General features: G+C 75.1%; 24 protein-coding genes and 1 riboswitch. Of the genes, 22 read left to right on the top strand and 2 right to left on the bottom strand.

Features of this window, described 5'->3' with window-relative positions; all coding sequences use genetic code 11:
- The first annotated feature begins 10 nt into the window (after positions 1-10).
- Genes def through Sya03_RS22040 form a run of 3 tightly spaced genes read left to right on the top strand, consistent with a single transcriptional unit; the run spans position 11 to position 2,980 of the window.
- The gene (gene def / locus Sya03_RS22050) at positions 11-571 is read left to right on the top strand and encodes a peptide deformylase (RefSeq protein ID WP_203940277.1); all 561 of its coding nucleotides are present in this window, start codon (positions 11-13) and stop codon (positions 569-571) included.
- Positions 572-575: 4 nt separating this feature from the next.
- Entirely contained in the window at positions 576-1,502 is a 927-nt protein-coding gene (fmt, locus tag Sya03_RS22045; RefSeq protein WP_203940276.1) for a methionyl-tRNA formyltransferase, read from the top strand.
- On the top strand, positions 1,499-2,980 hold the full coding sequence (locus Sya03_RS22040) for an RsmB/NOP family class I SAM-dependent RNA methyltransferase (RefSeq protein ID WP_203940275.1): 1,482 nt from the start codon (positions 1,499-1,501) through the stop codon (positions 2,978-2,980). Before fmt ends, Sya03_RS22040 begins: the two co-directional genes overlap by 4 nt.
- 4 nt (positions 2,981-2,984) lie before the next feature.
- Here Sya03_RS22040 and Sya03_RS22035 read toward each other — a convergent pair whose 3' ends face one another.
- Complete coding sequence (locus tag Sya03_RS22035; RefSeq protein WP_203940274.1) at positions 2,985-3,851, bottom strand: septum formation family protein; 867 nt, start codon at positions 3,849-3,851, stop codon at positions 2,985-2,987.
- 342 nt (positions 3,852-4,193) lie between these two features.
- Between Sya03_RS22035 and rpe the strand changes: the two genes are divergently transcribed.
- The 17 genes from rpe to Sya03_RS21950 all read left to right on the top strand — a co-directional run bounded on the left by rpe (position 4,194) and on the right by Sya03_RS21950 (position 19,867).
- Positions 4,194-4,862: a ribulose-phosphate 3-epimerase gene (gene rpe, locus Sya03_RS22030; protein WP_203940273.1), complete on the top strand. Its 669-nt coding sequence runs from the start codon at positions 4,194-4,196 to the stop codon at positions 4,860-4,862.
- On the top strand, positions 4,859-5,830 hold the full coding sequence (locus Sya03_RS22025) for a GGDEF domain-containing response regulator (protein WP_203940272.1): 972 nt from the start codon (positions 4,859-4,861) through the stop codon (positions 5,828-5,830). Before rpe ends, Sya03_RS22025 begins: the two co-directional genes overlap by 4 nt.
- 70 nt (positions 5,831-5,900) lie before the next feature.
- Positions 5,901-6,079: riboswitch (FMN riboswitch) on the top strand.
- A 132-nt stretch (positions 6,080-6,211) separates the two neighbouring features.
- Positions 6,212-7,273 (top strand): bifunctional diaminohydroxyphosphoribosylaminopyrimidine deaminase/5-amino-6-(5-phosphoribosylamino)uracil reductase RibD, encoded by a 1,062-nt coding sequence (gene ribD / locus Sya03_RS22020; protein ID WP_203940271.1) that lies wholly within the window; start codon positions 6,212-6,214, stop codon positions 7,271-7,273.
- Positions 7,274-7,275: 2 nt separating this feature from the next.
- A complete protein-coding gene (locus Sya03_RS22015) occupies positions 7,276-7,872 on the top strand; it encodes a riboflavin synthase (RefSeq protein ID WP_203940270.1) in 597 nt (198 codons plus the stop codon).
- Positions 7,872-9,092, top strand: coding sequence for a bifunctional 3,4-dihydroxy-2-butanone-4-phosphate synthase/GTP cyclohydrolase II (locus tag Sya03_RS22010; RefSeq protein ID WP_203940269.1), 1,221 nt, complete (start codon positions 7,872-7,874; stop codon positions 9,090-9,092). Before Sya03_RS22015 ends, Sya03_RS22010 begins: the two co-directional genes overlap by 1 nt.
- Positions 9,093-9,103: 11 nt before the next feature.
- Entirely contained in the window at positions 9,104-9,607 is a 504-nt protein-coding gene (gene ribH / locus Sya03_RS22005; RefSeq protein ID WP_203940268.1) for a 6,7-dimethyl-8-ribityllumazine synthase, read from the top strand.
- A gap of 55 nt (positions 9,608-9,662) precedes the next feature.
- Complete coding sequence (locus Sya03_RS22000; protein WP_203940267.1) at positions 9,663-9,926, top strand: phosphoribosyl-ATP diphosphatase; 264 nt, start codon at positions 9,663-9,665, stop codon at positions 9,924-9,926.
- Positions 9,927-9,966: 40 nt separating this feature from the next.
- Positions 9,967-10,818 (top strand): ATP phosphoribosyltransferase, encoded by an 852-nt coding sequence (gene hisG, locus Sya03_RS21995; protein WP_203940266.1) that lies wholly within the window; start codon positions 9,967-9,969, stop codon positions 10,816-10,818.
- A 10-nt stretch (positions 10,819-10,828) separates the two neighbouring features.
- Positions 10,829-11,272: a PH domain-containing protein gene (locus Sya03_RS21990; RefSeq protein WP_203940265.1), complete on the top strand. Its 444-nt coding sequence runs from the start codon at positions 10,829-10,831 to the stop codon at positions 11,270-11,272.
- Positions 11,273-11,351: 79 nt separating this feature from the next.
- Positions 11,352-13,136, top strand: a complete 1,785-nt coding sequence (gene ggt / locus Sya03_RS21985) for a gamma-glutamyltransferase (protein WP_203940264.1) — start codon at positions 11,352-11,354, stop codon at positions 13,134-13,136.
- A gap of 298 nt (positions 13,137-13,434) precedes the next feature.
- Positions 13,435-14,022 carry a translation initiation factor IF-3 gene (infC, locus tag Sya03_RS21980; RefSeq protein ID WP_203940263.1) on the top strand — a complete coding sequence of 196 codons (588 nt, stop codon included), beginning with the start codon at positions 13,435-13,437 and terminating at the stop codon, positions 14,020-14,022.
- Between the two features lie 28 nt (positions 14,023-14,050).
- Positions 14,051-14,245: a 50S ribosomal protein L35 gene (gene rpmI / locus Sya03_RS21975; RefSeq protein ID WP_203940262.1), complete on the top strand. Its 195-nt coding sequence runs from the start codon at positions 14,051-14,053 to the stop codon at positions 14,243-14,245.
- A 37-nt stretch (positions 14,246-14,282) separates the two neighbouring features.
- Positions 14,283-14,669 (top strand): 50S ribosomal protein L20, encoded by a 387-nt coding sequence (gene rplT, locus Sya03_RS21970; RefSeq protein WP_203940261.1) that lies wholly within the window; start codon positions 14,283-14,285, stop codon positions 14,667-14,669.
- Entirely contained in the window at positions 14,650-15,474 is an 825-nt protein-coding gene (locus tag Sya03_RS21965) for a TrmH family RNA methyltransferase (protein WP_370872059.1), read from the top strand. The genes rplT and Sya03_RS21965 overlap by 20 nt, the downstream gene beginning before the upstream one ends.
- A gap of 134 nt (positions 15,475-15,608) precedes the next feature.
- Positions 15,609-16,670: a phenylalanine--tRNA ligase subunit alpha gene (pheS, locus tag Sya03_RS21960; RefSeq protein WP_203940259.1), complete on the top strand. Its 1,062-nt coding sequence runs from the start codon at positions 15,609-15,611 to the stop codon at positions 16,668-16,670.
- A 1-nt stretch (position 16,671) separates the two neighbouring features.
- The gene (pheT, locus tag Sya03_RS21955) at positions 16,672-19,134 is read left to right on the top strand and encodes a phenylalanine--tRNA ligase subunit beta (RefSeq protein ID WP_203940258.1); all 2,463 of its coding nucleotides are present in this window, start codon (positions 16,672-16,674) and stop codon (positions 19,132-19,134) included.
- Between the two features lie 4 nt (positions 19,135-19,138).
- Positions 19,139-19,867, top strand: a complete 729-nt coding sequence (locus tag Sya03_RS21950; RefSeq protein ID WP_239107756.1) for a GNAT family N-acetyltransferase — start codon at positions 19,139-19,141, stop codon at positions 19,865-19,867.
- Here the strand turns inward: Sya03_RS21950 and Sya03_RS21945 are convergent.
- Positions 19,864-20,493, bottom strand: a complete 630-nt coding sequence (locus Sya03_RS21945; protein ID WP_203940257.1) for a DUF8817 family protein — start codon at positions 20,491-20,493, stop codon at positions 19,864-19,866. The two genes, Sya03_RS21950 and Sya03_RS21945, sit on opposite strands and share 4 nt — an antisense overlap.
- 162 nt (positions 20,494-20,655) lie before the next feature.
- On the opposite strand from Sya03_RS21945, the gene argC reads away from it, so the two are divergent.
- Both argC and argJ read left to right on the top strand, forming a co-directional pair.
- A complete protein-coding gene (gene argC / locus Sya03_RS21940; protein WP_203940256.1) occupies positions 20,656-21,657 on the top strand; it encodes an N-acetyl-gamma-glutamyl-phosphate reductase in 1,002 nt (333 codons plus the stop codon).
- Positions 21,654-22,829 carry a bifunctional glutamate N-acetyltransferase/amino-acid acetyltransferase ArgJ gene (gene argJ / locus Sya03_RS21935; RefSeq protein WP_203940255.1) on the top strand — a complete coding sequence of 392 codons (1,176 nt, stop codon included), beginning with the start codon at positions 21,654-21,656 and terminating at the stop codon, positions 22,827-22,829. The genes argC and argJ overlap by 4 nt, the downstream gene beginning before the upstream one ends.
- Positions 22,830-22,831: the final 2 nt, after the last annotated feature.

The raw sequence follows: 22,831 nt of genomic DNA, 5'->3' as shown, positions 1-22,831 counted from the left end.
GGGAGCCCGCGTGACCGTCCAGCCCATCCGCCTGTTCGGCGACCCCGTGCTGCGCACGCCCGCCGACCCGGTCGTCGACTTCGACGCCGAGCTGCGCAAGCTCGTCGCCGACCTCATCGAGACCATGCGCGACGAGGGCGGGGCCGGCCTCGCCGCGCCGCAGCTCGGGGTCGGGCTGCGGGTGTTCGCGTTCGACGTCGACGACGTGGTCGGCCACATCGTCAACCCGGTGCTGCACTTCCCGGACGACGAGGAGCAGGACGGGCCCGAGGGCTGCCTGTCCATCCCCGGGCTGTACTTCGACACCAAGCGGCGGCAGAACGTGGTGGCGAAGGGCTTCACCGAGCACGGCGACCCCATCCAGCTCGTCGGCACCGGGCTGATGGCGCGCTGCGTGCAGCACGAGACCGACCACCTCGACGGGGTGCTGTTCGTGGACCGGCTCGACCCGCAGGCGCGCAAGGCGGCGATGAAGGAGATCCGGCAGGCCGAGTGGTACGACGCGGGCGCCCCGCCCGTGGTCAAGGCGAGCCCGCACTCGTTCGGCTCGCTGTTCGGCAAGGGCCGGTGACCCGGTGCGCCTGATCTTCGCCGGCACGCCGGGCGTGGTCCTGCCCGCCCTCGACGCGCTCGCCGCGTCCCGCCACGAGCTGGTCGCGGTGGTGTCCCGGCCGGACGCCCCGGCCGGGCGGGGCCGGCGGCTGGTCCGCTCGCCCGCCGCGGCGTGGGCCGACGAGCGCGGCATCGAGGTGCTGACGCCGCAGCGGCCGCGCGAGCCGGAGTTCCTCGACCGGCTGCGCGAGCTGGCGCCCGACTGCGTGCCGGTGGTCGCGTACGGGGCGCTGGTGCCGCCCGCGGCGCTGGAGATCCCGAAGCACGGCTGGGTCAACCTGCACTTCTCGCTGCTGCCCGCGTGGCGCGGCGCGGCCCCGGTGCAGCACGCCGTCCTGCACGGCGACGAGGTCACCGGCGCGAGCGTGTTCCAGCTGGAGGAGGGCCTGGACACCGGCCCGGTGTTCGGCACGCTGACCGAGGACATCCGGCCCACCGACACGTCCGGCGACCTGCTCGACCGGCTGGCCGTGTCCGGCGCCGGGCTGCTGGTGGCGGTGCTCGACGCGATCGAGGCGGGCACCGTGCGCGCCGAGCCGCAGCCCGCCGACGGCGTCTCGCACGCGCCGAAGATCACCGTCGAGGACGCGCAGGTGCGCTGGACCGACCCGTCGTTCGCGGTCGACCGGCGCATCCGCGCGTGCACCCCGGCGCCGGGCGCGTGGACGACGTTCCGCGGCGACCGGATCAAGCTGGGACCGGTGCGGCCGGTCGCGAACGCGCCGCAGCTGGAGCCGGGCGACCTGCTGGTCGAGCGGCACCAGGTGCTGGCCGGCACGGCGACCACGCCGGTCGCGCTGGGAGAGGTCCGCGCCGCGGGCAAGAAGCCGATGGCCGCCACCGACTGGGCGCGTGGCCTGCGCATCGACGCCGGGGAGCGGCTCGCATGACGGATCACCGGGCGTCGCGCCCCCACAACCCGGCGCCGCGGCGCCCCGGCGGCCCCGGCGCGGGCCGCGGGCAGGACCGCGACGGCCGGGGGGGACGGGCGCCGCGGGCCGGCCGCCCGCCGTCGGACCCGGCCCGGCAGGCGGCGTACGAGGCGATCGCGGCGACGCACCGCGACGACGCGTACGCCAACCTGGTGCTGCCGCAGATCCTGCGCGACATGCGGCTGGGCGGGCGCGACGCCGCGTTCGCCACCGAGCTGACGTACGGCACGCTGCGCGCCACCGGCACGCTCGACGCGATCATCGCGGCGGCGGCCGGGCGCGAGGTGGCCCGCATCGACCCGCCGGCCCGCGACGCGCTGCGGCTGGGCGCCTACCAGCTGCTGCACACGCGGGTGCCGGCGCACGCCGCGGTCAACTCGACGGTCGACCTGGTGCGCGCGGTCGCGCCGGGCGCCGCCGGCTTCGCGAACGCGGTCATGCGCGAGATCGCGGGCACCGACCTGGACGCGTGGCTGACCCGGCTGGCCCCGGACTACGAGGCCGACCCGGTCGCTCACCTGGCGCTGGTCCACCAGCACCCGGCGTGGATCGTGCGGGCGTTCTCCGAGGCGCTCGGCGGCGACCTGGCCGAGACGGCCCGCCTGCTGGTCGAGGACAACCAGCCGCCGCCGGTGCACCTGTGCGCGCGGCCCGGCCTGATCGACCCGGCGGAGCTGGCCGACGAGGTGGGCGGCGCGCCCGGCGCGTTCTCCCCGTACGCGGTCTACCTGCCCGGCGGCGCCCCCGGCGACGTGCTGGCGCTGGCGGAGGGCCGCGCCCACGTGCAGGACGAGGGCTCGCAGCTGGTGGCGTCCGCCCTGGTGGCGGCCGAGGTCGAGGGCGAGGACTCGCGCTGGCTCGACCTGTGCGCCGGCCCCGGCGGCAAGGCGGGCCTGCTGGGCGCGTTCGCCGCCCAGCGCGGCGCCCGGGTGACCGCCGTCGAGGTGGCCGAGCACCGGGCCCGCCTGGTCGAGCGCTCGGTGGCGAACCTGCCGGTGACGGTGCACGCGATGGACGGCCGGCTGGTCGGCGACGACCCGCGGCTGCCCGCGGGCGGCTTCGACCGGGTGCTGGTGGACGCCCCGTGCACCGGGCTGGGCTCGCTGCGCCGCCGGCCGGAGGCGCGCTGGCGGCGCCGGCCGTCGGACCTGCCGCCGCTGACCCGGCTGCAGCGCGAGCTGCTGGGGGCGGCGCTGCGCGCGGTGCGCCCGGGCGGCGTGGTGGCGTACGTGACGTGCTCGCCGCACACGGTGGAGACCCAGGTGACGGTCACGGAGGCGGCCCGGCGCAGCGACCTCGGCGTCGACTTCGTGGACGCCCGCACCCTGCTGCCCGCGGGCATGCCGGGCCTGGGCAGCGGGCCGACGGTGCAGCTGTGGCCGCACCGGCACGGCACGGACGCGATGTTCCTGGCGGCGCTGCGGCGCACCAGCTGACGCCCTAGTTGAGCGGCAGGCCCCGGGTTCCCGCGCCGCGCATGGACCGGGTCAGCCGCTCGCCGTCGAGCCACAGGAAGCAGCGCACACCGCGCTCGCCCTGCTCCCACTGCTGCCGCAACGGCATGATCGTGTACCAGCCGGTGCGGTAGCGCATGTAGTCGTCGTCAGGCACCTTCGCGAACCGGGCGATGGCGGTGTGGCAGCCGTTCTGCATCGCGGCCTCGTCCGTCCAGACGCGTTCCCAGGTGGTGCCCGCCCGGGCGGTCCACACGCCGGCGTACTCCGCGGTGTGCGCCTTCGTGCAGTCCAGCCGGGGCCCGAGGATGTCCTCGTCGGCGTCCGGCCGGTGGCAGCCGAACGCCACGGACGCCAGCGCGCCCCGCAGGCTGGCGGCGCGGTACACGGCCTCGCCGTCGTCGGGGTTGCGCAGGGTGAGCTCGCAGCGGTACCACCGGGCACCCGCCTCCCACGCCGCATCCGGCGGCACGGTGACGTGCACGGCGAGCGGGGCGCTGCGCCACTCGCCGCCGACGTAGCCGGACGCCCGCTTCGCGCAGTCGCCGTAGGCGGGCCCGGCGCCGTCGGCGGGGGTGGTGGCCGCGGCGGCGGCCCGGCCGGTGTAGGTGCCGACGTGGAACGTCTCGGTGCGGTGGGTGGCGGAGCAGTCGACCGGCGCGTAGTCGGCCAGGGCGCCGGTGGCCTCGATCGACTCGTGGCAGGTGCTGGCGGCGGGCACGAACGCCGTCGCGGCCGGCAGGGCGGGCCAGTCGTCGGTGACGGCGCCGTCGGTGCCGGCGGGCGGCGGCGCGCACGCGGCGACCCCCAGCACCAGCATGATCATCATCGGCGCGGCCGGCCACCGTCGCATCGTCGTGCCTCCCCAGACCCCCGGCGGACCGGCGCGTCCCCCGCGCCCGATCGACCGGCGCCGAAGCTTACGACACGCCCGGGTGACCGCGCGGCCCCGTCGCGGCCCCGTCCTGTTCAGCGGTGTTCAGCGCCGCCGCTTCGGGACCGGCGGCCGGCGCAGGATGGGTGCCACGACCCCGGGTGTGTGGGGGAACGGCAGGGCCGGGGGAGGTGCCACCCCCAGCCCCCGCCGGATGGGATCGGCGTGGCGGCGGATGGGGCCGCCGCCACGCCAACAACCGGTTCCGGACCGGTGCGCGGGGCAGTCCCGATCGGTTGGCGGCGCTCGTAGACTGACGCCGTGGACCGAGCGCCGATCATCGCCCCGAGCATCCTCGCCGCCGACTTCGCGCACCTCGCCGAGGAGGTGCGCGCGATCGAGGGCGCGGCCGACTGGGTGCACGTGGACGTCATGGACAACCACTTCGTGCCCAACCTCACCATCGGCCTGCCGGTGGTGCAGAGCCTGCGCAAGGCCACGGAGATCCCGTTCGACGTGCACCTGATGATCGACGACCCGCAGCGGTGGGCGCCGGGCTACGCGGAGGCGGGGGCGTACAACGTGACGTTTCACGCCGAGGCCTGCGACGACCCGGTCGCGCTGGCCAAGGACCTGCGCGCCGCCGGGTCCAAGGCGGGCCTGGCGATCGACCGCGACACCGACGTGACCCCGTACCTGGACCTGCTGCCGCACCTCGACACGGTGCTGATCATGACGATCAAGGCCGGGTTCGGCGGCCAGAAGTTCCTGCCGGAGACCCTGTCGAAGGTGCGGGCGGTGCGCGAGCGGATCGGCCGCGACGGCCTGGAGATCCGGCTGGAGGTGGACGGCGGGATCGCCGCCGATACCATCGAGCAGGCCGCCGCCGCGGGCGCCGACGCGTTCGTGGCGGGCACCGCGGTCTACGGCGCGGACGACCCCGCCGAGGCGGTGCGCCGGCTGCGCGCCCTGGCGGCCGGGGCCCGATGAGCACCGACGACGCCGACAAGCCCGACCTGATCCTGGTCGTCGACGACGACGAGGACATCGCCCGGTTCGTCGAGTTCAACCTCAAGGTCCAGGGCTTCGAGGTGATGAGCGCCCGCGACGGCGAGGAGGCGCTGGAGGCCATCGAGCAGCGCCGTCCCGACCTGGCGGTCGTCGACTGGATGATGCCGCGCATGGACGGCGTCGAGCTGACCCGCAAGCTGCGCGCCCAGCCGCTCACCTCCGCCCTGCCGGTGATCATGCTGACCGCGCGGGGGATGACCGTCGACAAGGTCGTCGGGCTCACCGCGGGCGTCGACGACTACCTGGTCAAGCCGTTCGACACCGCCGAGCTGATCGCCCGGGTGGTCTCGACGCTGCGCCGCAACAAGGAGTTCCGGGAGGTGTCGCCGCTGACCGGGCTGCCCGGCAACGCCCGGGTCCGGCGCGAGATCGCCGAGCGGATGCGCGCCGGGGCCGACTACGCGGTCGGCTACATCGACATCGACCGGTTCAAGAGCGTCAACGACGTGTACGGCTTCGACCGCGGCGACGACTTCATCACCTCGCTGGCCCGTTGCCTGCACCGTGCGGTCAGCGCGTCCGGCCTGCCGCCGATCTTCCTCGGCCACATCGGCGGCGACGACTTCGTGTTCATCTGCACCCCCGACCAGGTGCTGCCGCTGACCCAGCGGGCGGTGGTCGACTTCGAGCGCGCCGCCGACCAGCTGTACGACCCGGAGGACGGCCGGCGCGGCTACATCCTGGTGCCCGACCGGCGCGGCAACAAGCACAAGGCGCAGCTGGTCACGCTGTCGATCGGGGTGGCCCAGTCGACGGCCACCGGGCGTACGTTCAGCGACCCCCGGGAGGTGGTCGCGGTGGCCTCCGAGATGAAGAAGGTCGCCAAGAGCCAGCCCGGCTCGTACGTGGCGATCGACCGCCGCAGGTCCGACTCGGCGGAGTTGTGACCACGGTGTGACCCAGGTCTCTACCGCTGGTGTGTTCACGATTGCGTGCCAGACTGGCAGGTGACCCACCACGCGCTGGCGGGACTCGGTGAAATTCCGAACCGGCGGTGATCCTCCGCGCAAGCAGAGGTAAGCCCGCGACCCGGTCGTCGAACCTGACGCCCGGTGGACCTGGTGAGACTCCGGGGCCGACGGTTGAGCGGGCGACCACGTCGCCCGGTCAGACAGTCCGGATGGGAGACAGCGCGCGGACGGACCCCGTCGCGGCCTCGTGCCGTGGGCGGGTCCAGGGGCGACCCTGTCGTCCCCTGATGTCCGTTTCCGTGTCCTTTCTCCGCCTTCCCGCGCGTGACCGCACGCCGCACGGGAAAGGCACGAGGCATGGCGACACCGCTCGAGGACCGCGCGATGGATCGCGCGATCGAGCTCGCCCTGCGCGGGGCGGGGCGCACGCACCCCAACCCCGTGGTCGGCTGCGTCATCCTCGACGCCGCCGGCGAGGTCGTCGGCGAGGGCTGGCACGAGGTGGCCGGCGGCCCGCACGCGGAGATCGCGGCGCTGGCCGAGGCCGGCGAGCGGGCCCGCGGCGGCACCTGCGTGGTCACCCTGGAGCCCTGCAACCACGTCGGGCGCACCGGGCCCTGCTCGCTGGCGCTCGTCGCGGCCGGCGTCACCCGCGTGGTGATCGCCGTCGACGACCCGAACCCGGAGGCGGCCGGCGGCATCGCCACCCTGCGCGCCGCCGGAGTGCGGGTCGAGTCGGGGGTGCGCCAGGAGGAGGCCGAGGCCGGCAACCTGCACTGGCTGACCGCGGTGCGCCGGCGCCGCCCGTGGGTGATCTGGAAGTACGCGGCCACGCTGGACGGCCGCTCCGCCGCCGCCGACGGCACCAGCAAGTGGATCACCTCGCCGGAGGCGCGCGCCGACGTGCACGCGCTGCGCGGCACCGCCGACGCGATCATCGCCGGGGCCGGCACCGTGCTCGCCGACGACCCGCAGCTCACCGTCCGCGGCGCCGCCGGGGCGGCCGTGCCCCGCCAGCCGCTGCGGGTGGTCGCCGACACCGCCGGGCGCACCCCGGCCGGCGCCCGCGTCCGCGACGGCGCCGCGCCCACCTGGGTGGCCACCGGCGCGGAGCTGGGCACCGGCGCCGACGGCCGGGTCGACCTGGCCGCGCTCGCCGCCGGGCTGTACGCCCGCGGGGTGCGCGTCGCCCTCCTCGAGGGCGGCCCCACCCTGGCCGGCGGCTTCCTGGCCGCGGGCCTCGTCGACGAGGTCGTCGGCTACGTGGCGCCGAAGCTGCTCGGCGCCGGCCGGGCCGCGCTGACCGGCGCGGGCGTGCCCACCATCGCCGAGGCGATCGGCCTCGACCTGACCGACGTCACGCGGGTCGGCCCCGACCTGCGGTTCACCGCGCTCGTCCGCCAGAAAAGGGAGGGCTGACCATGTTCACCGGCATCGTCGAGGAGCTCGGGGAGGTCGCCGCCGTCACCGACGCCGGCGGCGACTCGGTCGTCCTCGCCGTCCGCGGCCCGCTCGTGGCCGCCGGCGCCCGGCACGGCGACTCCATCGCGGTCAACGGCGTCTGTCTCACCGTCGTCGACCACGACGAGAACGGCTTCACCGCCGACGTGATGGGCGAGACGCTGCGCCGCTCGTCTCTCGGCGCGCTGCGGCCGGGCAGCCCGGTCAACCTGGAACGCGCCGCGACGCTGCAGACCCGCCTCGGCGGGCACCTGGTGCAGGGCCACGTCGACGGCGTCGGGCGCATCCTGTCCCGCGAGCCCGCCAAGGCCTGGGAGACGCTGACCTTCGCGCTGCCCGGCGAGCTGGCCCGCTACGTGGTCGAGAAGGGCTCCATCACCGTCGACGGCGTCTCGCTCACCGTCATGGCGGTCACCGGCGACACGTTCTCGGTCGGGCTCATCCCGACCACCCTCAAGCTCACCGTGCTGGGCGCCAAGCAGGTCGGCGACCCGGTGAACCTGGAAGTCGACGTCGTCGCCAAGTACGTCGAGAAGCTCCTCGTCGGGAGGTCCTGATGTTCAGTGACATCGAGCGCGCGGTCAAGGACATCGCCGCCGGCCGGCCCGTGGTGGTCGTCGACGACGAGGACCGGGAGAACGAGGGCGACCTGATCTTCGCGGCGGAGTTCGCGACGCAGGAGCTGCTGGCGTTCATGGTGCGCTACACCTCCGGCTACGTCTGCGTGCCGCTGCCCGAGCAGGAGGCCGACCGCCTCGACCTGCCGCCGCAGCACCACACCAACCAGGACGCGCGCGGCACCGCGTACACGGTGACGGTGGACGCCCGCACCGGCGTCAGCACGGGCATCTCCGCCGCCGACCGGGCGCACACGATCCGCCTGCTCGCCGACGCGGCCACCCAGCCGTCCGACCTGTCCCGCCCCGGGCACGTGGTGCCGCTGCGGGCCCGGCCGGGCGGGGTGCTGCGCCGCGCCGGGCACACCGAGGCCGCCATCGACCTGGCCGTGCTCGCCGGGGCCCGGCCCGCCGGCGTGCTGTGCGAGCTGGTCAACGACGACGGCACGATGATGCGGCTGCCCGACCTGGAGCGGTTCGCCGAGACCCACGACCTGGCGCTGATCAGCATCGCCGACCTCATCGCGTACCGGCGGCGGCACGAGCAGCAGGTGGAGCGCGTGGTGGAGGTGCGGCTGCCCACCTCGCACGGCGAGTTCCGGGCGGTCGGCTACCGGGCGCTCACCGACGGCGCCGAGCACGTCGCCCTGGTGCACGGCGACCTGGGCGACGGCGAGGACGTGCTGGTGCGGGTCCACTCCGAGTGCCTCACCGGCGACGTGCTGGGCTCGCTGCGCTGCGACTGCGGCCCGCAGCTCGACGCCGCCCTCGACCGGGTGGCCGCCGAGGGCCGCGGCGTCGTGCTGTACATGCGCGGTCACGAGGGGCGCGGAATCGGGCTGCTGCACAAGCTGCAGGCGTACCAGCTGCAGGACCGCGGCCTGGACACCGTCGACGCGAACCTGGAGCTGGGCCTGCCCGCCGACGCCCGCGACTACGGCACCGGCGCGCAGATCCTCTACGAGCTGGGCGTGCGGTCCATGCGGCTGCTCACCAACAACCCCGCCAAGCGGGCCGGGCTGGAGGGCTACGGCCTGCAGATCACCGGCCGCGAGGTGCTGCCGGTGCGGCCGCACCCCGAGAACGTGCACTATCTGCGCACGAAGCGGGACAGAATGGGTCACCTGTTCGACGAGCTCGGCGAAGTCGCCGAGGCCTGAGAGGAACGCACATGGCCGGTTTCGGAGATCCGCACCTGACCACCGTCGACGCGGGCGGGCTGACCGTCGCGATCGTCGGCTCCCGCTGGCACGCCGAGCTCGTCGACCACATGGTCGAGCGGGCCCGCGAGGCGGCCAAGGCGTGCGGGGTCACCGCCGTCGAGGTGCACCGCGTCGCCGGCTCGGTGGAGCTGCCCGTCGTCGCGCAGGCCCTGGCCCGCCGCCACGACGCCGTCGTCGCGCTCGGCGTGGTCATCCGCGGCGAGACCGCGCACTTCGACTACGTCTGCGACGCCGTCACCGCCGGGCTCACCCGGGTGGCGCTCGACGAGGGCACCCCGATCGGGCATGGCGTGCTCACCGTCGAGTCGCTCGGCCAGGCCCGCGACCGGGCCGGCCTGGAGGACTCGGTCGAGGACAAGGGCTGGCAGACGACCGTGGCGGTGCTCGACGCGGCGCTCACCCTGCGGTCGATCTCCGCGCCGAAGGCCACCACCGGGTTCGCCAAGGCGTGAGACGTCCGTCTCCCGGCGTGCATCGACGGGCGCCGGGCTGGCAGGATCGCTGTCCGTGAAGACCTTCGAGGAGTTGTTCGCCGAGTTGCAGGCGAAGGCGGCGGAGCGGGCCCCCGGGTCCGGCACCGTCGCCGCCCTGGACCGCGGCGTGCATTTCATCGGCAAGAAGGTCGTCGAGGAGGCGGCCGAGTCCTGGATGGCGGCGGAGCACGAGGGCCCCGAGCGGGCGGCCGAGGAGATCTCCCAGCTGCTCTACCAGGCCCAGTGCCTCATGCTGGCGACCGGGCTGGAGCTGAAGGACGTGTACCGACATCTCTGACGGTGGCCCGCTGTCCCCGTCACGAGATTGAGGAAGTCGCATGCTCCGCATTGCCGTGCCCAACAAGGGCACCCTGTCCCAGCCCGCCTCCCAGATGCTGCGCGACGCCGGTTACCGGCAGCGCACCGACGCCAAGGATCTCGCCTGCGCGGACGAGGTCAACGACGTCGAGTTCTTCTACCTGCGCCCGCGCGACATCGCCACCTACGTCGCGTCCGGCGACCTCGACCTGGGCATCACCGGCCGTGACCTGCTGGTCGACTCCGGCTCGCCCGCGCACGAGCTGCTCGACCTCGGCTTCGGCGGCGCCACGTTCCGGTGGGCCGCCCGGCCCGAGGCTATCGGTGCGGTCGCCGACGTGGCGGGCCGGCGCATCGCCACCGCGTACCCCGGGGTGGTCGAGCGCTACCTCGCCGAGGCCGGCGTCAAGGCCGAGGTGGTGCGCCTCGACGGCGCCGTGGAGAACGCGGTCCGGCTCGGCGTCGCCGACGTCATCGCCGACGTGGTCGAGACCGGCGCCACCCTGCGCCAGGCCGGGCTGGTCACGGTCGGCGAGCCGCTGATGCGCTCGTCGGCCATCCTCATCGGCCGCGAGCCCGACGTCGACCTGGGCAGCCGGCAGGCCGCCCAGCTGCTGCGCCGGCTCAACGGGGTGCTCGTCGCCCGGCGCTACGTGATGCTCGCCTACGACGTGCGCGCCGACCTGCTCGACCAGGCCACCGCGCTCACCCCGGGCATCGAGTCGCCGACGGTGTCGCCGCTGCACCGCGAGGGCTGGGTGGCGGTGCAGGCGATGGTGCTGCGCGCCGACGTGCACCGCGTCATGGACGAGCTGTACGACCTGGGCGCCCGCGCCATCCTCGTCACCGACATCCACAACTGCCGGCTCTAGACTGCGTCCCATGGCCCCCGTCGAGCTGCGCCCCCGCAAGATCCGTTACGTGTGCTGGGTGGCCGCGGCCGCGATCGTCGCGCTGTTCACGTTCATCAGCTTCGGCCTGACCGGCCCCACCGGCGGCGGGTTCGGCCAGTTCCGGCCCGGCGACCAGGGCGCGATGATCGGCCTCGGCGTGCTGGGCGGCCTGGCCGTGCTGGTCTTCACCCGGCCGCGGGTGTGGGCGGACGCCCAGGGCATCCGGGTGCGCAACGTCGTCGGCGGCTACCAGCTGCCGTGGGCGGTCGTGCGCGGCGTGCGGTTCGACCGGCACTCGCCGTGGGCGATGCTGGAGCTCGCCGACGACGAGACGGTGCCGGTGCACGCCCTGCAGGCCACCGACAAGCAGTACGCCGTCGACGGCGTCCGGGCGCTGCGCGAGCTGCACCGGGCGTCCGTCGACGCTGCGTGAGCACACGCTGCCAGCTTGTGATCTTCGCGCTGTTTCGGAAGGCTTGACGCGTTTCCCCCGACCGCCCCCGGGAGGCGTCATGCGGCACCGCCGTCCGACCGCGCTGGCCGCCACCGCCACGCTGGCCCTCACGCTCGCCCCCGCCGTCCCGGCGCAGGCCGACCGCGCCACGCCGGCGTGGGTCGCCGCCGGCTACGGCGGCGCCGTCAGCACCGTCGACGCCACGGCCACCGCCGTCGGGCTGGACGTGCTGCGCCGCGGCGGCAACGCCGTCGACGCCGCGATCGCCGCGGCCGCCACCCTCGGCGTCACCGAGCCGTTCTCCGCCGGCATCGGCGGCGGCGGCTTCTTCGTGTACTACGACGCCGGCACCCGCCGGGTGGAGACGATCGACGGCCGCGAGGCCGCGCCCGCCGCCGCCACCAGCACCCTGTTCGTCGACCCGGCCACCGGGCGGCCGTACGCGTTCGACGAGGCCCGGTTCAGCGGCCTGTCCGTCGGCGTGCCCGGCACCCTGCAGACCTGGCGCGCCGCCCTGGCCCGGTGGGGCAGCCGGCCCCTGTCGAGCCTGCTGCGCCCCGCCGCCGACGTCGCCGACCGCGGCTTCACCGTCGACGCCACGTTCCGCTCGCAGGTGGCCGCCAACGCCGCCGCGTTCGCGCAGTTCCCGGCCACCGCCGAGCTGTACCTGCCGGGCGGCGCCCCGCCCGCGGTCGGCAGCGTCCAGCGCAACCCCGACCTGGCGGACACCTACCGGCTCATCGCCCGGCGCGGCGTCGACGTGTTCTACCGCGGCTCGGTGGCCGCCGACATCGTGCGCACCGTCCAGCGGCCGCCGGCCGAGTCCACCCCGGACTGGGCGTACCCGATCCGCCCCGGCGCTCTGACCGTCGGCGACCTGGCGCGCTACCGGGTGCGGCTGCCCGCGCCGACCCGCAGCGAGTACCGCGGCATGCAGGTCTACGGCATGGCCGCCCCGTCCAGCGGCGGCACCGCCGTCAGCGAGGCGCTGAACATCATCGAGAAGGCCGACGGCCCGGTGCTGCACCGCTACCTGGAGGCCAGCGCGCTCGCCTTCGCCGACCGCAACCGCTACGTCGGCGACGACACCCCGCGCCGGGTCCTGCGCGAGCTGGCCAGTGAGGGCTTCGCCCGCGAGCGCGCCTGCCTGGTCGGCGACCGCGCCCTGCCCAAGCCGGTCGCGCCCGGCGTGCCCGACGGCCGCTACGCCCAGTGCCCGGCCGGCGCGGCGCCCACCGCGGCGCCCGACAGGGGCACGAGCACCACCAACCTCACCGTCGCCGACCGCTGGGGCAACGTCGTCGAGTACACGTTCACCATCGAGGCCACCGGCGGCAACGCGATGGTGGTGCCCGGCCGCGGCTTCCTGCTCAACAACGAGCTGACCGACTTCAACTTCGCCCCGACCCAGGGCACCGCGGCCGACCCGAACCTGCCCGGCCCCGGCAAGCGCCCGCGCAGCTCGATGTCGCCGACGATCGTCCTGCGCGACGGGCGCCCGGTGCTGGCGCTGGGCTCGCCCGGCGGCGCCACCATCATCACCACCGTGCTGCAGCTGCTGGTCAACCGCTACGAGCTGGGCATGAGCCTGCCGGAGGCGATGGCGGCGCCGCGCGCGTCGCAGCGCAACAGCGCCGAGATCGAGACCGAGGCGGCGTTCCGCGCCCGGTACGGCCCGCAGCTGGAGGCCCTCGGGCACCGGTTCCGCGCGGCGGACACCGCCGAGCTGGGCGCGGCCACCGCCATCGAGTTCCGCCGCGGCGGGCGCATGATCGCGGTCGCGGAGCCGTCGCGCCGCGGCGGGGGAGCGGCCGGGGTGGTGGCCCGGGCGGGGCACCGGTGACCCGTTTCGCCGTCCGGTGTCCTACCTGGTAGGCTTCCCGTTGTCGACCACGCCGCGCCCTGTGCGCGGCGCGAAAGAGGAGCCCTCGCTCCCACCCGGCGCCACCTCGAGTGGACGGGTCCGGTCAAGCCCCGCGAGGGGCTGTGCGTCCCGTCGTGGGCGCCGATGACCGGTCGAGCGGGCCCTGGCATGCGCCGGGGCCTTCTGCTTTCCCGGTCGCCCGCACATCCGCGGGTGACGGGGTCGACCGACAATCGGCAACACGGCTAGAGGAGGCCCCATCAGCGTCGAACCACGCGTGAACGAACAGATCCGGGCACGTGAGGTCCGACTGGTCGGCCCCGAGGGTGAGCAGGTGGGCATCGTCCCGCTGGAGCGCGCCCTCCAGCTGGCAGCGGACGTCGACCTGGACCTGGTCGAGGTTGCGCCGATGGCGCGCCCGCCGGTGTGCAAGCTCATGGACTTCGGCAAGTTCAAGTACGAGAGCGCACTGAAGGCGCGCGAAGCGCGGCGGAACCAGCAGCAGACGGTCATCAAGGAGATGAAGCTCCGGCCGAAGATCGACCCGCACGACTACGAGACCAAGAAGGGTCACGTGGTGCGGTTCCTCAAGGCGGGCGACAAGGTCAAGGTCACGATCATGTTCCGTGGTCGTGAGCAGAGCCGCCCCGAGCTGGGCGCGCGCCTGCTGCGCCGCCTGAGCGAGGAGATCTCCGAGCTTGGCTTCGTGGAAGCGCAGCCGAAGCTCGACGGCCGCAACATGATCATGGTTCTGGCGCCGCACCGGGCGACCAAGGCGGCCGCGGTGGCCGCCAAGGCCCCGCGTGGCGCGGAAGGCGCCGAGGCGCCGGCGGCCGAGACGGCCGCCGCCCCCGGCGGCGAGTGACAGTTTTCAGAGAGTAGAGGCGTTCGAAGTGCCGAAGATGAAGAGCCACACCGGCATGGGCAAGCGGGTGCGGGTCACCGGCAAGGGCAAGATCATTGCCGAGCAGGCCGGTAAGCGCCACCTGCTGGAGGGCAAGTCCTCCAAGGTGACCCGCCGGATGACCGGCACGGTCGTGGTGGCCAAGGCCGACACGAAGCGAATCAAGAAGCTGCTGGGCCGCTGACGCGCGCCACTGAACACCTTTTCTTAGGAGTAGTTGAATGGCACGCGTCAAGCGGGCAGTGAACGCCCAGAAGAAGCGCCGCACCCTGCTGGAGACCGCCAGCGGTTACCGCGGCCAGCGCTCCCGGCTGTACCGCAAGGCCAAGGAGCAGGTGCTGCACTCGATGCAGTACGCCTACCGTGACCGCCGTGATCGCAAGGGCGACTTCCGTCAGCTCTGGATCACCCGCATCAACGCGGCGGCCCGGGCCAACGGCATGACCTACAACCGGCTGATCCAGGGCCTGCGCCTGGCCGGCATCGAGGTCGACCGCAAGATCCTCGCGGATCTCGCGGTGAACGACGCGCCGGCGTTCGCCGGTCTCGTCGAGGTCGCCAAGGCCGCGGTCGCGGCCGAGGGCACCGGTGGCGCGCAGGCCGCCTGATTTGGCTCTGCACCAGGAACCCGGGGTGTTCACCCAACGAACGCCCCGGGTTGTTGCTGCCCGGCGCCTGCAGCGCCGCCGCGACCGCGACGCCACCGGCCGGTTCCTGGCCGAGGGGCCGCAGGCGGTCCGCGAGGCGCTGCGGGCGTCCCGGGTGCGCGAGCTGTTCGCCACCGGCGCCGCGTTCGAGCGGTACCCGGAGCTGACCCGCGACGCGACACCGGTCACCGAGGACGCCCTGGCGTCGCTGGCCGGGACCGTGCAGCCGCAGGGCCTGGTGGCGGTGTGCGAGGCGGCCGACGTCCCGCTCGACCGGGCGGTGGCCCGCACGCCGCGCCTCACGGCGGTCCTGGCGGAGATCCGCGACCCGGGCAACGCCGGCACGGTGCTGCGCACGGCGGACGCCGCCGGCGCCGCCGCCGTGGTGTTCGCCGGGGACGCCGTCGACCCGTACAACGGCAAGTGCGTGCGCGCGTCCGCCGGCAGTCTGTTCCATGTGGACGTCGTCCGCGAGCGCGACCCGCACGCCGTGGTCGCCGCCCTGCGCGGCGCCGGGGTGCGGATCCTCGCCGCGACCGGCTACGGCGACGCCGACCTCGACGACCTGGCCGACGCGGGCGAGCTGGCCGCGCCCACGGCGTGGCTGTTCGGCTCGGAGGCGCACGGCCTGCCCGACGACCTGCTCGCCGCCGCCGACCGGCGGGTCCGGGTGCCGATCCACGGCGCCGCCGAGAGCCTGAACCTGGCTGCGGCCGCCGCCGTCTGCTTGTACTCTTCGGCGAGAGCGCAGAGGAGTTCCCGATGAGCACGTTTATCGAGCCCGCCGGTGGCGGGCGCCGGGTCTGACCTCACTCCTGCGCGCACTTCCTCGACCGGCGGGCGGCGGCCCAGCCGTGCCTCCGTAGACTGCCCGATGGCTGATCCGGTGTGAGGGAGACCATGTCCTACCGCAACGACCCGTACGACCCGAAGCAGGCTGCCCTGCTCGACCCGGCCGCGCTCGACGACGCCGTCGCGCAGGCGGAGAAGGCGTTCGCGGGCGCGGCCGACCTGGACGCGCTGGCCGCCGCGAAGCCGCAGCACCTGGGCGACCGCGGCCCGGTGTCGCTGGCCCGGCGCGAGATCGGCTCGCTGCCGCCCGCCGCGAAGTCCGAGGCCGGCAAGCGCGTCAACGCCGCCCGGCTGCGCGTGCAGGAGGCGTACGACCTGCGCCTGGCCGTGCTGGAGGCGGAGCAGGCGGCCCGCGTGCTGGCGGAGGAGCGCGTCGACGTGACGCTGCCCGCCGACCGGCGCCCGCGCGGCGCCCGGCACCCGCTGACCACCCTGCAGGAGCGCATCGGCGACCTGTTCGTCGGCATGGGCTACGAGATCGCCGAGGGCCCCGAGGTCGAGCTGGAGTGGGCGAACTTCGACGCGCTCAACATCGGCGCCGACCACCCGGCGCGCGGCCTGATGGACACGTTCTACGTGGACGTGCCCGGCCTGGTGCTGCGCACCCACACGTCGCCCGTGCAGGCCCGCACGATGCTGGAGCGCACCCCGCCGATCGCGATCATCTGCCCCGGCCGGGTGTACCGCACCGACGAGCTGGACGCCACCCACAGCCCGGTCTTCCACCAGGTCGAGGGCCTGGTCGTCGACAAGGGCATCACGATGGCGCACCTGCGCGGCACGCTCGACCACTTCGCCCGGGCGATGTTCGGCCCGGACGCGCGCACCCGCTGGCGCCCGCACTACTTCCCGTTCACCGAACCGTCCGCCGAGTTCGACGTGTGGTTCCCGGCGCACCGCGACGGCCCGCAGTGGGTGGAGTGGGGCGGCTGCGGCATGGTCAACCCGCGCGTGCTCACCGCCTGCGGCATCGACCCGGAGGAGTACTCCGGCTTCGCGTTCGGCATGGGCGTCGACCGCACGGTGATGATCCGGCACGACGTCAGCGACATGCGGCACTTCTTCGAGGGTGACGTCCGGTTCACCCGCGGCTTCGGGATGGAGGTCTGAGATGCGGCTCCCGCTGTCGTGGCTCAAGGAGTACGTGGACATCCCCGCGGGCGCGGACGTCGAGCAGGCGCTGATCGGGCTCGGCATCGAGGTGGACGACGTCGTCGACCAGGGCGCCACGGTCACCGGCGACCTGGTCGTCGGCCGGGTGCTGACCATCGAGGAGCTGACCGGGTTCAAGAAGCCGATCCGGTTCTGCACCGTCGACGTCGGCAACCCCGAGCCGCAGGAGATCGTCTGCGGCGCCCGCAACTTCGCCGAGGGCGACCTCGTCGTGGTGATCCTGCCGGGCGGTGTGCTGCCGGGCGGCTTCGCGATCGGCGCGCGCAAGACCTACGGCCGCAATTCGCACGGCATGATCTGCTCGGCGCGCGAGCTCGGCCTGGGCGACGACCACGACGGCATCATCGTCCTGCGCTCCGGCACCCCCGGCGAGGACGCCCGTCCGGTCGTCGGCCTCGACGACGTGCTGTTCGAGCTGGAGATCACCCCCGACCGCGGGTACGCGCTGAGCGTGCGCGGCATCGCCCGCGAGCTGTCGCACGCGTTCGGCACCCCGTTCCGCGACCCGGCCCTGGGCGCGGCGACGGCGGCGACGCCCGAGCCCGCGTACGACGTGCGGATCGAGGACACCGTCGGCTGCGACCGGTTCGCGGCGCGCGCCGTGCGCGGGGTCGACCCGTCGGCGGCCACGCCCGCGTTCATCGCGCAGCGGCTCACCACGGCCGGCATCCGCACCATCAACCTGCCGGTCGACATCACCAACTACCTGATGCTCGAGCTGGGCCAGCCGATGCACGCGTTCGACCTGGGGCTGCTCACCGGCCCGCTGGTGGTGCGCCGGGCCCGGGCGGGCGAGAAGCTGACCACCCTGGACGGGGTGGCCCGGGTGCTCGACGCCGAGGACATGGTGATCTGCGACGACAGCGGGCCCATCTCGCTGGCGGCGGTCATGGGTGGCGAGACCAGCGAGGTCCAGCCGACCACCGTGGACGTGCTGTTCGAGGCCGCCCACTGGGACCCGGTCATGGTGGGGCGCACCGCCCGCCGGCACCGGCTGTTCAGCGAGGCCGCCAAGCGCTGGGAGCGCGGCGTCGACCCGCAGCTGCCGCTGGTCGCGCTGGAGCGGGCCGTCGCGCTGCTCGTCGAGCACGGCGGCGGCACCCCCGACGGCCGGGTACTGGACGTCGACAACGTCCGGCCACTGCCGCCGGTCTCGCTCGACTCCGCGCTGCCCGCCCGGCGCATCGGCGTGCCGTACACCCGCGAGCGGGTGGTGCAGCTGCTCGGCACCATCGGCTGCGCCGTCACCGGCGGCGACGTGCTCACCGTGCAGCCGCCGAGCTGGCGCCCCGACCTCACCGACCCGGCCGACCTGGTCGAGGAGGTGGCGCGCATCGACGGCTACGACAACATCCCCAGCGAGCTGCCCCCGGCCCTGGCCGGGCGCGGGCTCACCGCGGGCCAGCGCCGCCGCCGGTCCGTGGGGCGCGCGCTCGCCGAGCAGGGGTACGTGGAGATCACGTCGTACCCGTTCGTGCCGGCCGACGCCGACGACGCGTTCGGGCTGCCCGCCGACGACCCGCGCCGCTCCGCGGTGCGCCTGACCAACCCGCTGTCGGAGGAGGAGCCGCGGCTGCGCACGTCGCTGCTGCCGCCGATGCTGGCCACCCTGCGCCGCAACCTGGGCCGCGGCCACCGCGACCTGGCCCTGTACGAGCTGGGCCTGGTCTTCGAGCCGCGCCTGGTGGCGGCGGCCGCCCCCGCGATGGGCGTGGCGCACCGCCCCAGCGACGCCGACTGGGCGGCGGCCGACGCCACCGTGCCGCGCCAGCCGTGGCACGCCGCGGTGGTGCTGACCGGCGACGTCGCCCCGGCCGGCTGGTGGGGCGCGGGCCGCCCGGCGAGCTGGTCCGACGCCGTCGAGGCCGCCCGCACCGTCGTGGCCGCCGCCGGCGTCGCCGACGACCGGGTGCGCGTGCGCGCCGCCGAGCGGGCCCCGTGGCACCCGGGCCGCTGCGCGGAGATCCTGGTCGGCGACGTCGTCGTGGGCCACGCCGGCGAGCTGCACCCGTCGGTGCTGGCCACGCTGGAGCTGCCGAGGCGCACCTGCGCCGCCGAGCTCGACCTGGACGCGATCGGCCCGGCGGACCTGCCCACCGGCCCCGCCGTGTCCGGCTTCCCGCCGGCGCTCATCGACGTGGCCCTGGTCCTGGACGCCACCGTCCCGGCCGCCGAGGTGCAGGAGGTGCTGGCGGCGGGCGCGGGCCCGCTGCTGGAGTCGGTGCGCCTGTTCGACGTGTACGCCTCCGACGCCCTCGGCGCGGGCAAGCGCTCGCTGGCGTACAAGCTGACGTTCCGCGCCCCGGACCGCACCCTCGCCGGCGAGGAGGCGGTCGCGGCCCGCGACGCGGCGGTCGCGGCGGCGGCGGCGCGCTTCGGCGCGGTCCTGCGGGGCGCCTGAGGCGTTGCGGGAGCTGCGTGACCCGGCCGCCGTCGCGGCGGCGGCCGGGGGCGACGAGCTGATCGTGTGGGCGGCGCAGGGCCTGCGTCCCGGCGTGCGCGCCTGGGCCGCTGGTGACGCCGTGGCGGTCGCCTGCCCGGAGCTGTCGCGCCGGGACCGGCTGGCGGTCGCCGGCGGTGCCCGCGCCGCCGCCGGGCTGCTGCGGGCGGTGCTGCCGGAGGTCGGCCCGCGCTTCCGGCCGGTCGGCGACGAGGCGCTGCTGCGGCGGCTGGCCGACGTCGTGCCGGGGCTGGCGTTCGCGGCCGCGTTCGGGTGGATGTCGACCGCGGAGCCGGTGCCGCCGGCGCCCGGCGTGGCGTGGCTGGACCCGGCCGACGACCCGGAGGTGGCCGCCCTGCTGGAGACCGCCGCGCCGGACTCCTACGCCCGTCCCGGCGGCGCCGGGGTGCGCCGCTGGGCGGGCCTGCGCGGCGGCGACGGCGGGCTGCGCGCGGTCGCCGCCGACGCCTGGTCCGCCCCGGAGGTCGGCTTCCTGGCCGGGGTGGCGACCGACCCGGCGGCGCGCGGCCGGGGCCTGGCCCGCGCGGTGTGCGCGTTCGTCACCGCCGAGCTGCTGGCCGCCCACCCCCGGGTGGCGCTGATGGTCGACCACGACAACCCGGCCGCGGCCGCCGTCTACACCGCCCTGGGCTTCCGGCCGCGCCGCATCGCCGCGGCTTGGTTCGCGGGCTAGCCGCGCCGGTCGGGCGGCTCCGCCGCGCCCGGGTCGTCGCCCAGGACCTCCGCCAGCTCGGCCCGGTAGGCGAGCGCCTCGGCGAGCGCGGCCGGGTCGGTGTCCGCGCCCGCCCGGGCCAGGGCCCCGTCGAGGATCTTCGCCGCCTGCCGGTGGTCGCCGTGCGAGTCGGCGAGCACGACCGCGTTCTCCACGGCGCGGGCCAGCCGGTCCGCCGGGGGCGGGGTGCCGGCGTCGCGCTGCTGGAAGACGCGGATCCAGTTGCCGCCCGGGTCGACGAGGCTGAAGCCGGTGACGCCGCCGTCGTTGCGGCGCGGGCGGGGGCGGGTCATCCGCGGGCGCCCGGCGACGAGCACCTTGCCGTGCGCCGCGCGCATGCCGTCGGCGAACGCCGTCCACAGGGCCCGCACGTCCGGCACCTGCACGAGGCAGGTGCCGTACGACTGCTCGGGGTCGAAGCCGGGCATCCCGAAGAAGTGCAGGTGCAGGTCCTCCCGGCGGAGCGCGACGTACGGGTTGGGGCGCACCTGCCGGTAGGTGCGCTCGAAGCCGAGCGTCGCGTAGAACGCGTCGATCTCGTCGATGTCGGGGCAGGGGAGCAGGGGGTACGTCAGCTCGTGGGCCATGCGCTCTTCGTAGCCGCGCCGCGGGGTGCGCCGCACATGGAAATGGCCGGTCGGCCGACCCCGCCTCCACCGTTCCCCCGAGCAGGGTGACGCGGCCCTTATCGCCTTGCCGGGCCGCCGCGGGGTTGATACGGTCGTCTGCATAGTCATGCGGAGGTGGTTATGGGCATCCGGGTTGCCGTGGCAGGGGCGAGTGGGTATGCGGGGGGCGAGCTCCTGCGCCTGATCGCCGGCCACCCCGAGTTCGACCTCGTCGCCGCGACGGCGCACTCCCAGGCGGGCCGGCCCGTCGCGGCCGTCCACCCGCAGCTGTCCGGGCTGAACCTGATGCTCACCGCGACCGAGCCGGCCGAGCTGGCCGACGCCGACCTGGTGTTCCTGGCGCTGCCCCACGGCCAGAGCGGCGCGCTCGCCGCCCAGCTGCCCGCGGGCACCAAGGTCGTCGACCTGGGCGCGGACCACCGGCTCGCCGACGCGGCCGCCTGGGAGCTCTACTACAACAGCGCGCACGCCGGCACCTGGACGTACGGCCTGCCCGAGCTGCCCGGCCAGCGGGAGCGCATCGCCGCCGCCGACCGGGTCGCCAGCACCGGCTGCTACGCGGTCGCCACCGTCCTGGCGCTCGCCCCGCTGCTGCGCTCCGGCATCGCGGCGGCGGACGACGTGGTCGTGGTGGCGGCGTCCGGCACCTCCGGCGCGGGCAAGAACGCCAAGACGCACCTGCTCGGCAGCGAGGTGATGGGCGATCTCAGCCCGTACAAGGTGGGCGCGCACCAGCACGTCCCCGAGATCAAGCAGGCCACCGGCGCGTTGTCGCTGTCGTTCACGCCGATCCTCGCGCCGATGCCGCGCGGCATCCTCGCCACGGTCACGGCCCGCCCGCTCGGCGGCGCCGACCCGCGCGAGGTGCTGCAGGCCGCGTACGCCGACAGCCCGTTCGTGCACGTGCTGCCCGAGGACGTGTGGCCGCACACCGCCGCCACCGCCGGGTCCAACTCGGCCCACCTGCAGGCCACGTTCGACGTCGACTCGGGCCGGATCATCGTGGTCAGCGCGATCGACAACCTCGGCAAGGGCGCCGCTGGCCAGGCCGTCCAGAACGCCAACCTGATGTACGGCCTGCCGGAGACCACCGGCCTGAGTGTGTTCGGGGTGGCGCCGTGACGATCACCACGCCGAAGGGGTTCCGGGCCAGCGGCGTGGCCGCCGGGCTGAAGGCCAGCGGCGGCGCCGACGTGGCGCTGGTCGTCAACGACGGCCCCGACTTCACCGCCGCCGGCGTGTTCACCGGCAACCGGGTCAAGGCGGCGCCGGTGCTGTGGAGCCAGCAGGTCCTCAAGGGCCGGGTGCTGCGCGCCGTCGTGCTCAACTCGGGCGGCGCCAACGCCTGCACCGGCACCCAGGGCTTCCGGGACACCCACGCCACCGCCGAGCACGTGGCCGCCGCCCTGCGCGGGGCGCCGAAGCCGACGCTGATCGGCGCGGGCGACGTCGCGGTGTGCTCCACGGGCCTGATCGGCGAGCTGCTGCCGATGGACCGGCTGCTGCCCGGCGTCACCGCCGCGGTGAAGGCCCTGACCGCCGACGGCGGCCCGGCGGCCGCCGAGGCCATCATGACCACCGACACGGTCGCCAAGAACGCGGTGCACACCTCGGCGGACGGCTGGACGGTCGGCGGCATCGCCAAGGGCGCCGGCATGCTGGCGCCCGCGCTGGCCACGATGCTGGTCGTCGTCACCACCGACGCGGTGGCCGGGCCGGACGCCCTCGACGCCGCGCTGCGCGAGGCGACCCGGCTGACGTTCGACCGGATCGACGCCGACGGCTGCATGTCCACGAACGACACGGTGCTGCTGCTGGCCAGCGGCGCGTCCGGGGTGCAGCCCGAGCAGGACGAGCTGACGGCCGCGGTCACCGCGGTGTGCCACGACCTGGCGCAGCAGCTCATCGCCGACGCCGAGGGCGCCACCAAGCACATCGCGATCGAGGTGGTGGGCGCGGCGAGCGAGTCCGACGCCGTGATGGTGGGCCGCGAGGTGGCCCGCAACAACCTGGTGAAGACCGCGCTGTTCGGCAACGACCCCAACTGGGGCCGCATCCTGGCCGCCGTCGGCGTCACCAGCGCGGTGTTCGAGCCCGACCGGGTCGACGTCGCCATCAACGGAGTGTGGGTGTGCCGGGGCGGCGCGGCCGCGGAGGACCGGTCCAAGGTGGACCTGTCGGGCCGGGACGTGCGCATCACCGTCCACCTGCACGAGGCGGAGATGTCGGCGACGATCTGGACCACCGACCTGTCGCACGCCTACGTGCACGAGAACTCGGCGTACTCGTCGTGACC

This window comes from Spirilliplanes yamanashiensis, assembly GCF_016863475.1.
Classification (GTDB): domain Bacteria; phylum Actinomycetota; class Actinomycetes; order Mycobacteriales; family Micromonosporaceae; genus Spirilliplanes; species Spirilliplanes yamanashiensis.
Note: the sequence above shows the minus strand (reverse complement) of the source record. Positions and strands in the feature narration are given on the sequence as shown.

What these genes read in the sequence shown, in the direction of transcription:
- Sya03_RS22040 (WP_203940275.1), top strand. Translation starts at nt 1,499, where the DNA reads ATGACGGATCACCGGGCGTCGCGCCCCCACAACCCGGCGCCGCGGCGC.
- Sya03_RS22035 (WP_203940274.1), bottom strand. Translation starts at nt 3,851, where the DNA reads ATGCGACGGTGGCCGGCCGCGCCGATGATGATCATGCTGGTGCTGGGG.
- Sya03_RS22025 (WP_203940272.1), top strand. Translation starts at nt 4,859, where the DNA reads ATGAGCACCGACGACGCCGACAAGCCCGACCTGATCCTGGTCGTCGAC.
- ribD (WP_203940271.1), top strand. Translation starts at nt 6,212, where the DNA reads ATGGCGACACCGCTCGAGGACCGCGCGATGGATCGCGCGATCGAGCTC.
- Sya03_RS22015 (WP_203940270.1), top strand. Translation starts at nt 7,276, where the DNA reads ATGTTCACCGGCATCGTCGAGGAGCTCGGGGAGGTCGCCGCCGTCACC.
- Sya03_RS22010 (WP_203940269.1), top strand. Translation starts at nt 7,872, where the DNA reads ATGTTCAGTGACATCGAGCGCGCGGTCAAGGACATCGCCGCCGGCCGG.
- ribH (WP_203940268.1), top strand. Translation starts at nt 9,104, where the DNA reads ATGGCCGGTTTCGGAGATCCGCACCTGACCACCGTCGACGCGGGCGGG.
- hisG (WP_203940266.1), top strand. Translation starts at nt 9,967, where the DNA reads ATGCTCCGCATTGCCGTGCCCAACAAGGGCACCCTGTCCCAGCCCGCC.
- Sya03_RS21990 (WP_203940265.1), top strand. Translation starts at nt 10,829, where the DNA reads ATGGCCCCCGTCGAGCTGCGCCCCCGCAAGATCCGTTACGTGTGCTGG.
- ggt (WP_203940264.1), top strand. Translation starts at nt 11,352, where the DNA reads ATGCGGCACCGCCGTCCGACCGCGCTGGCCGCCACCGCCACGCTGGCC.
- rplT (WP_203940261.1), top strand. Translation starts at nt 14,283, where the DNA reads ATGGCACGCGTCAAGCGGGCAGTGAACGCCCAGAAGAAGCGCCGCACC.
- pheS (WP_203940259.1), top strand. Translation starts at nt 15,609, where the DNA reads ATGTCCTACCGCAACGACCCGTACGACCCGAAGCAGGCTGCCCTGCTC.
- pheT (WP_203940258.1), top strand. Translation starts at nt 16,672, where the DNA reads ATGCGGCTCCCGCTGTCGTGGCTCAAGGAGTACGTGGACATCCCCGCG.
- Sya03_RS21945 (WP_203940257.1), bottom strand. Translation starts at nt 20,493, where the DNA reads ATGGCCCACGAGCTGACGTACCCCCTGCTCCCCTGCCCCGACATCGAC.
- argC (WP_203940256.1), top strand. Translation starts at nt 20,656, where the DNA reads ATGGGCATCCGGGTTGCCGTGGCAGGGGCGAGTGGGTATGCGGGGGGC.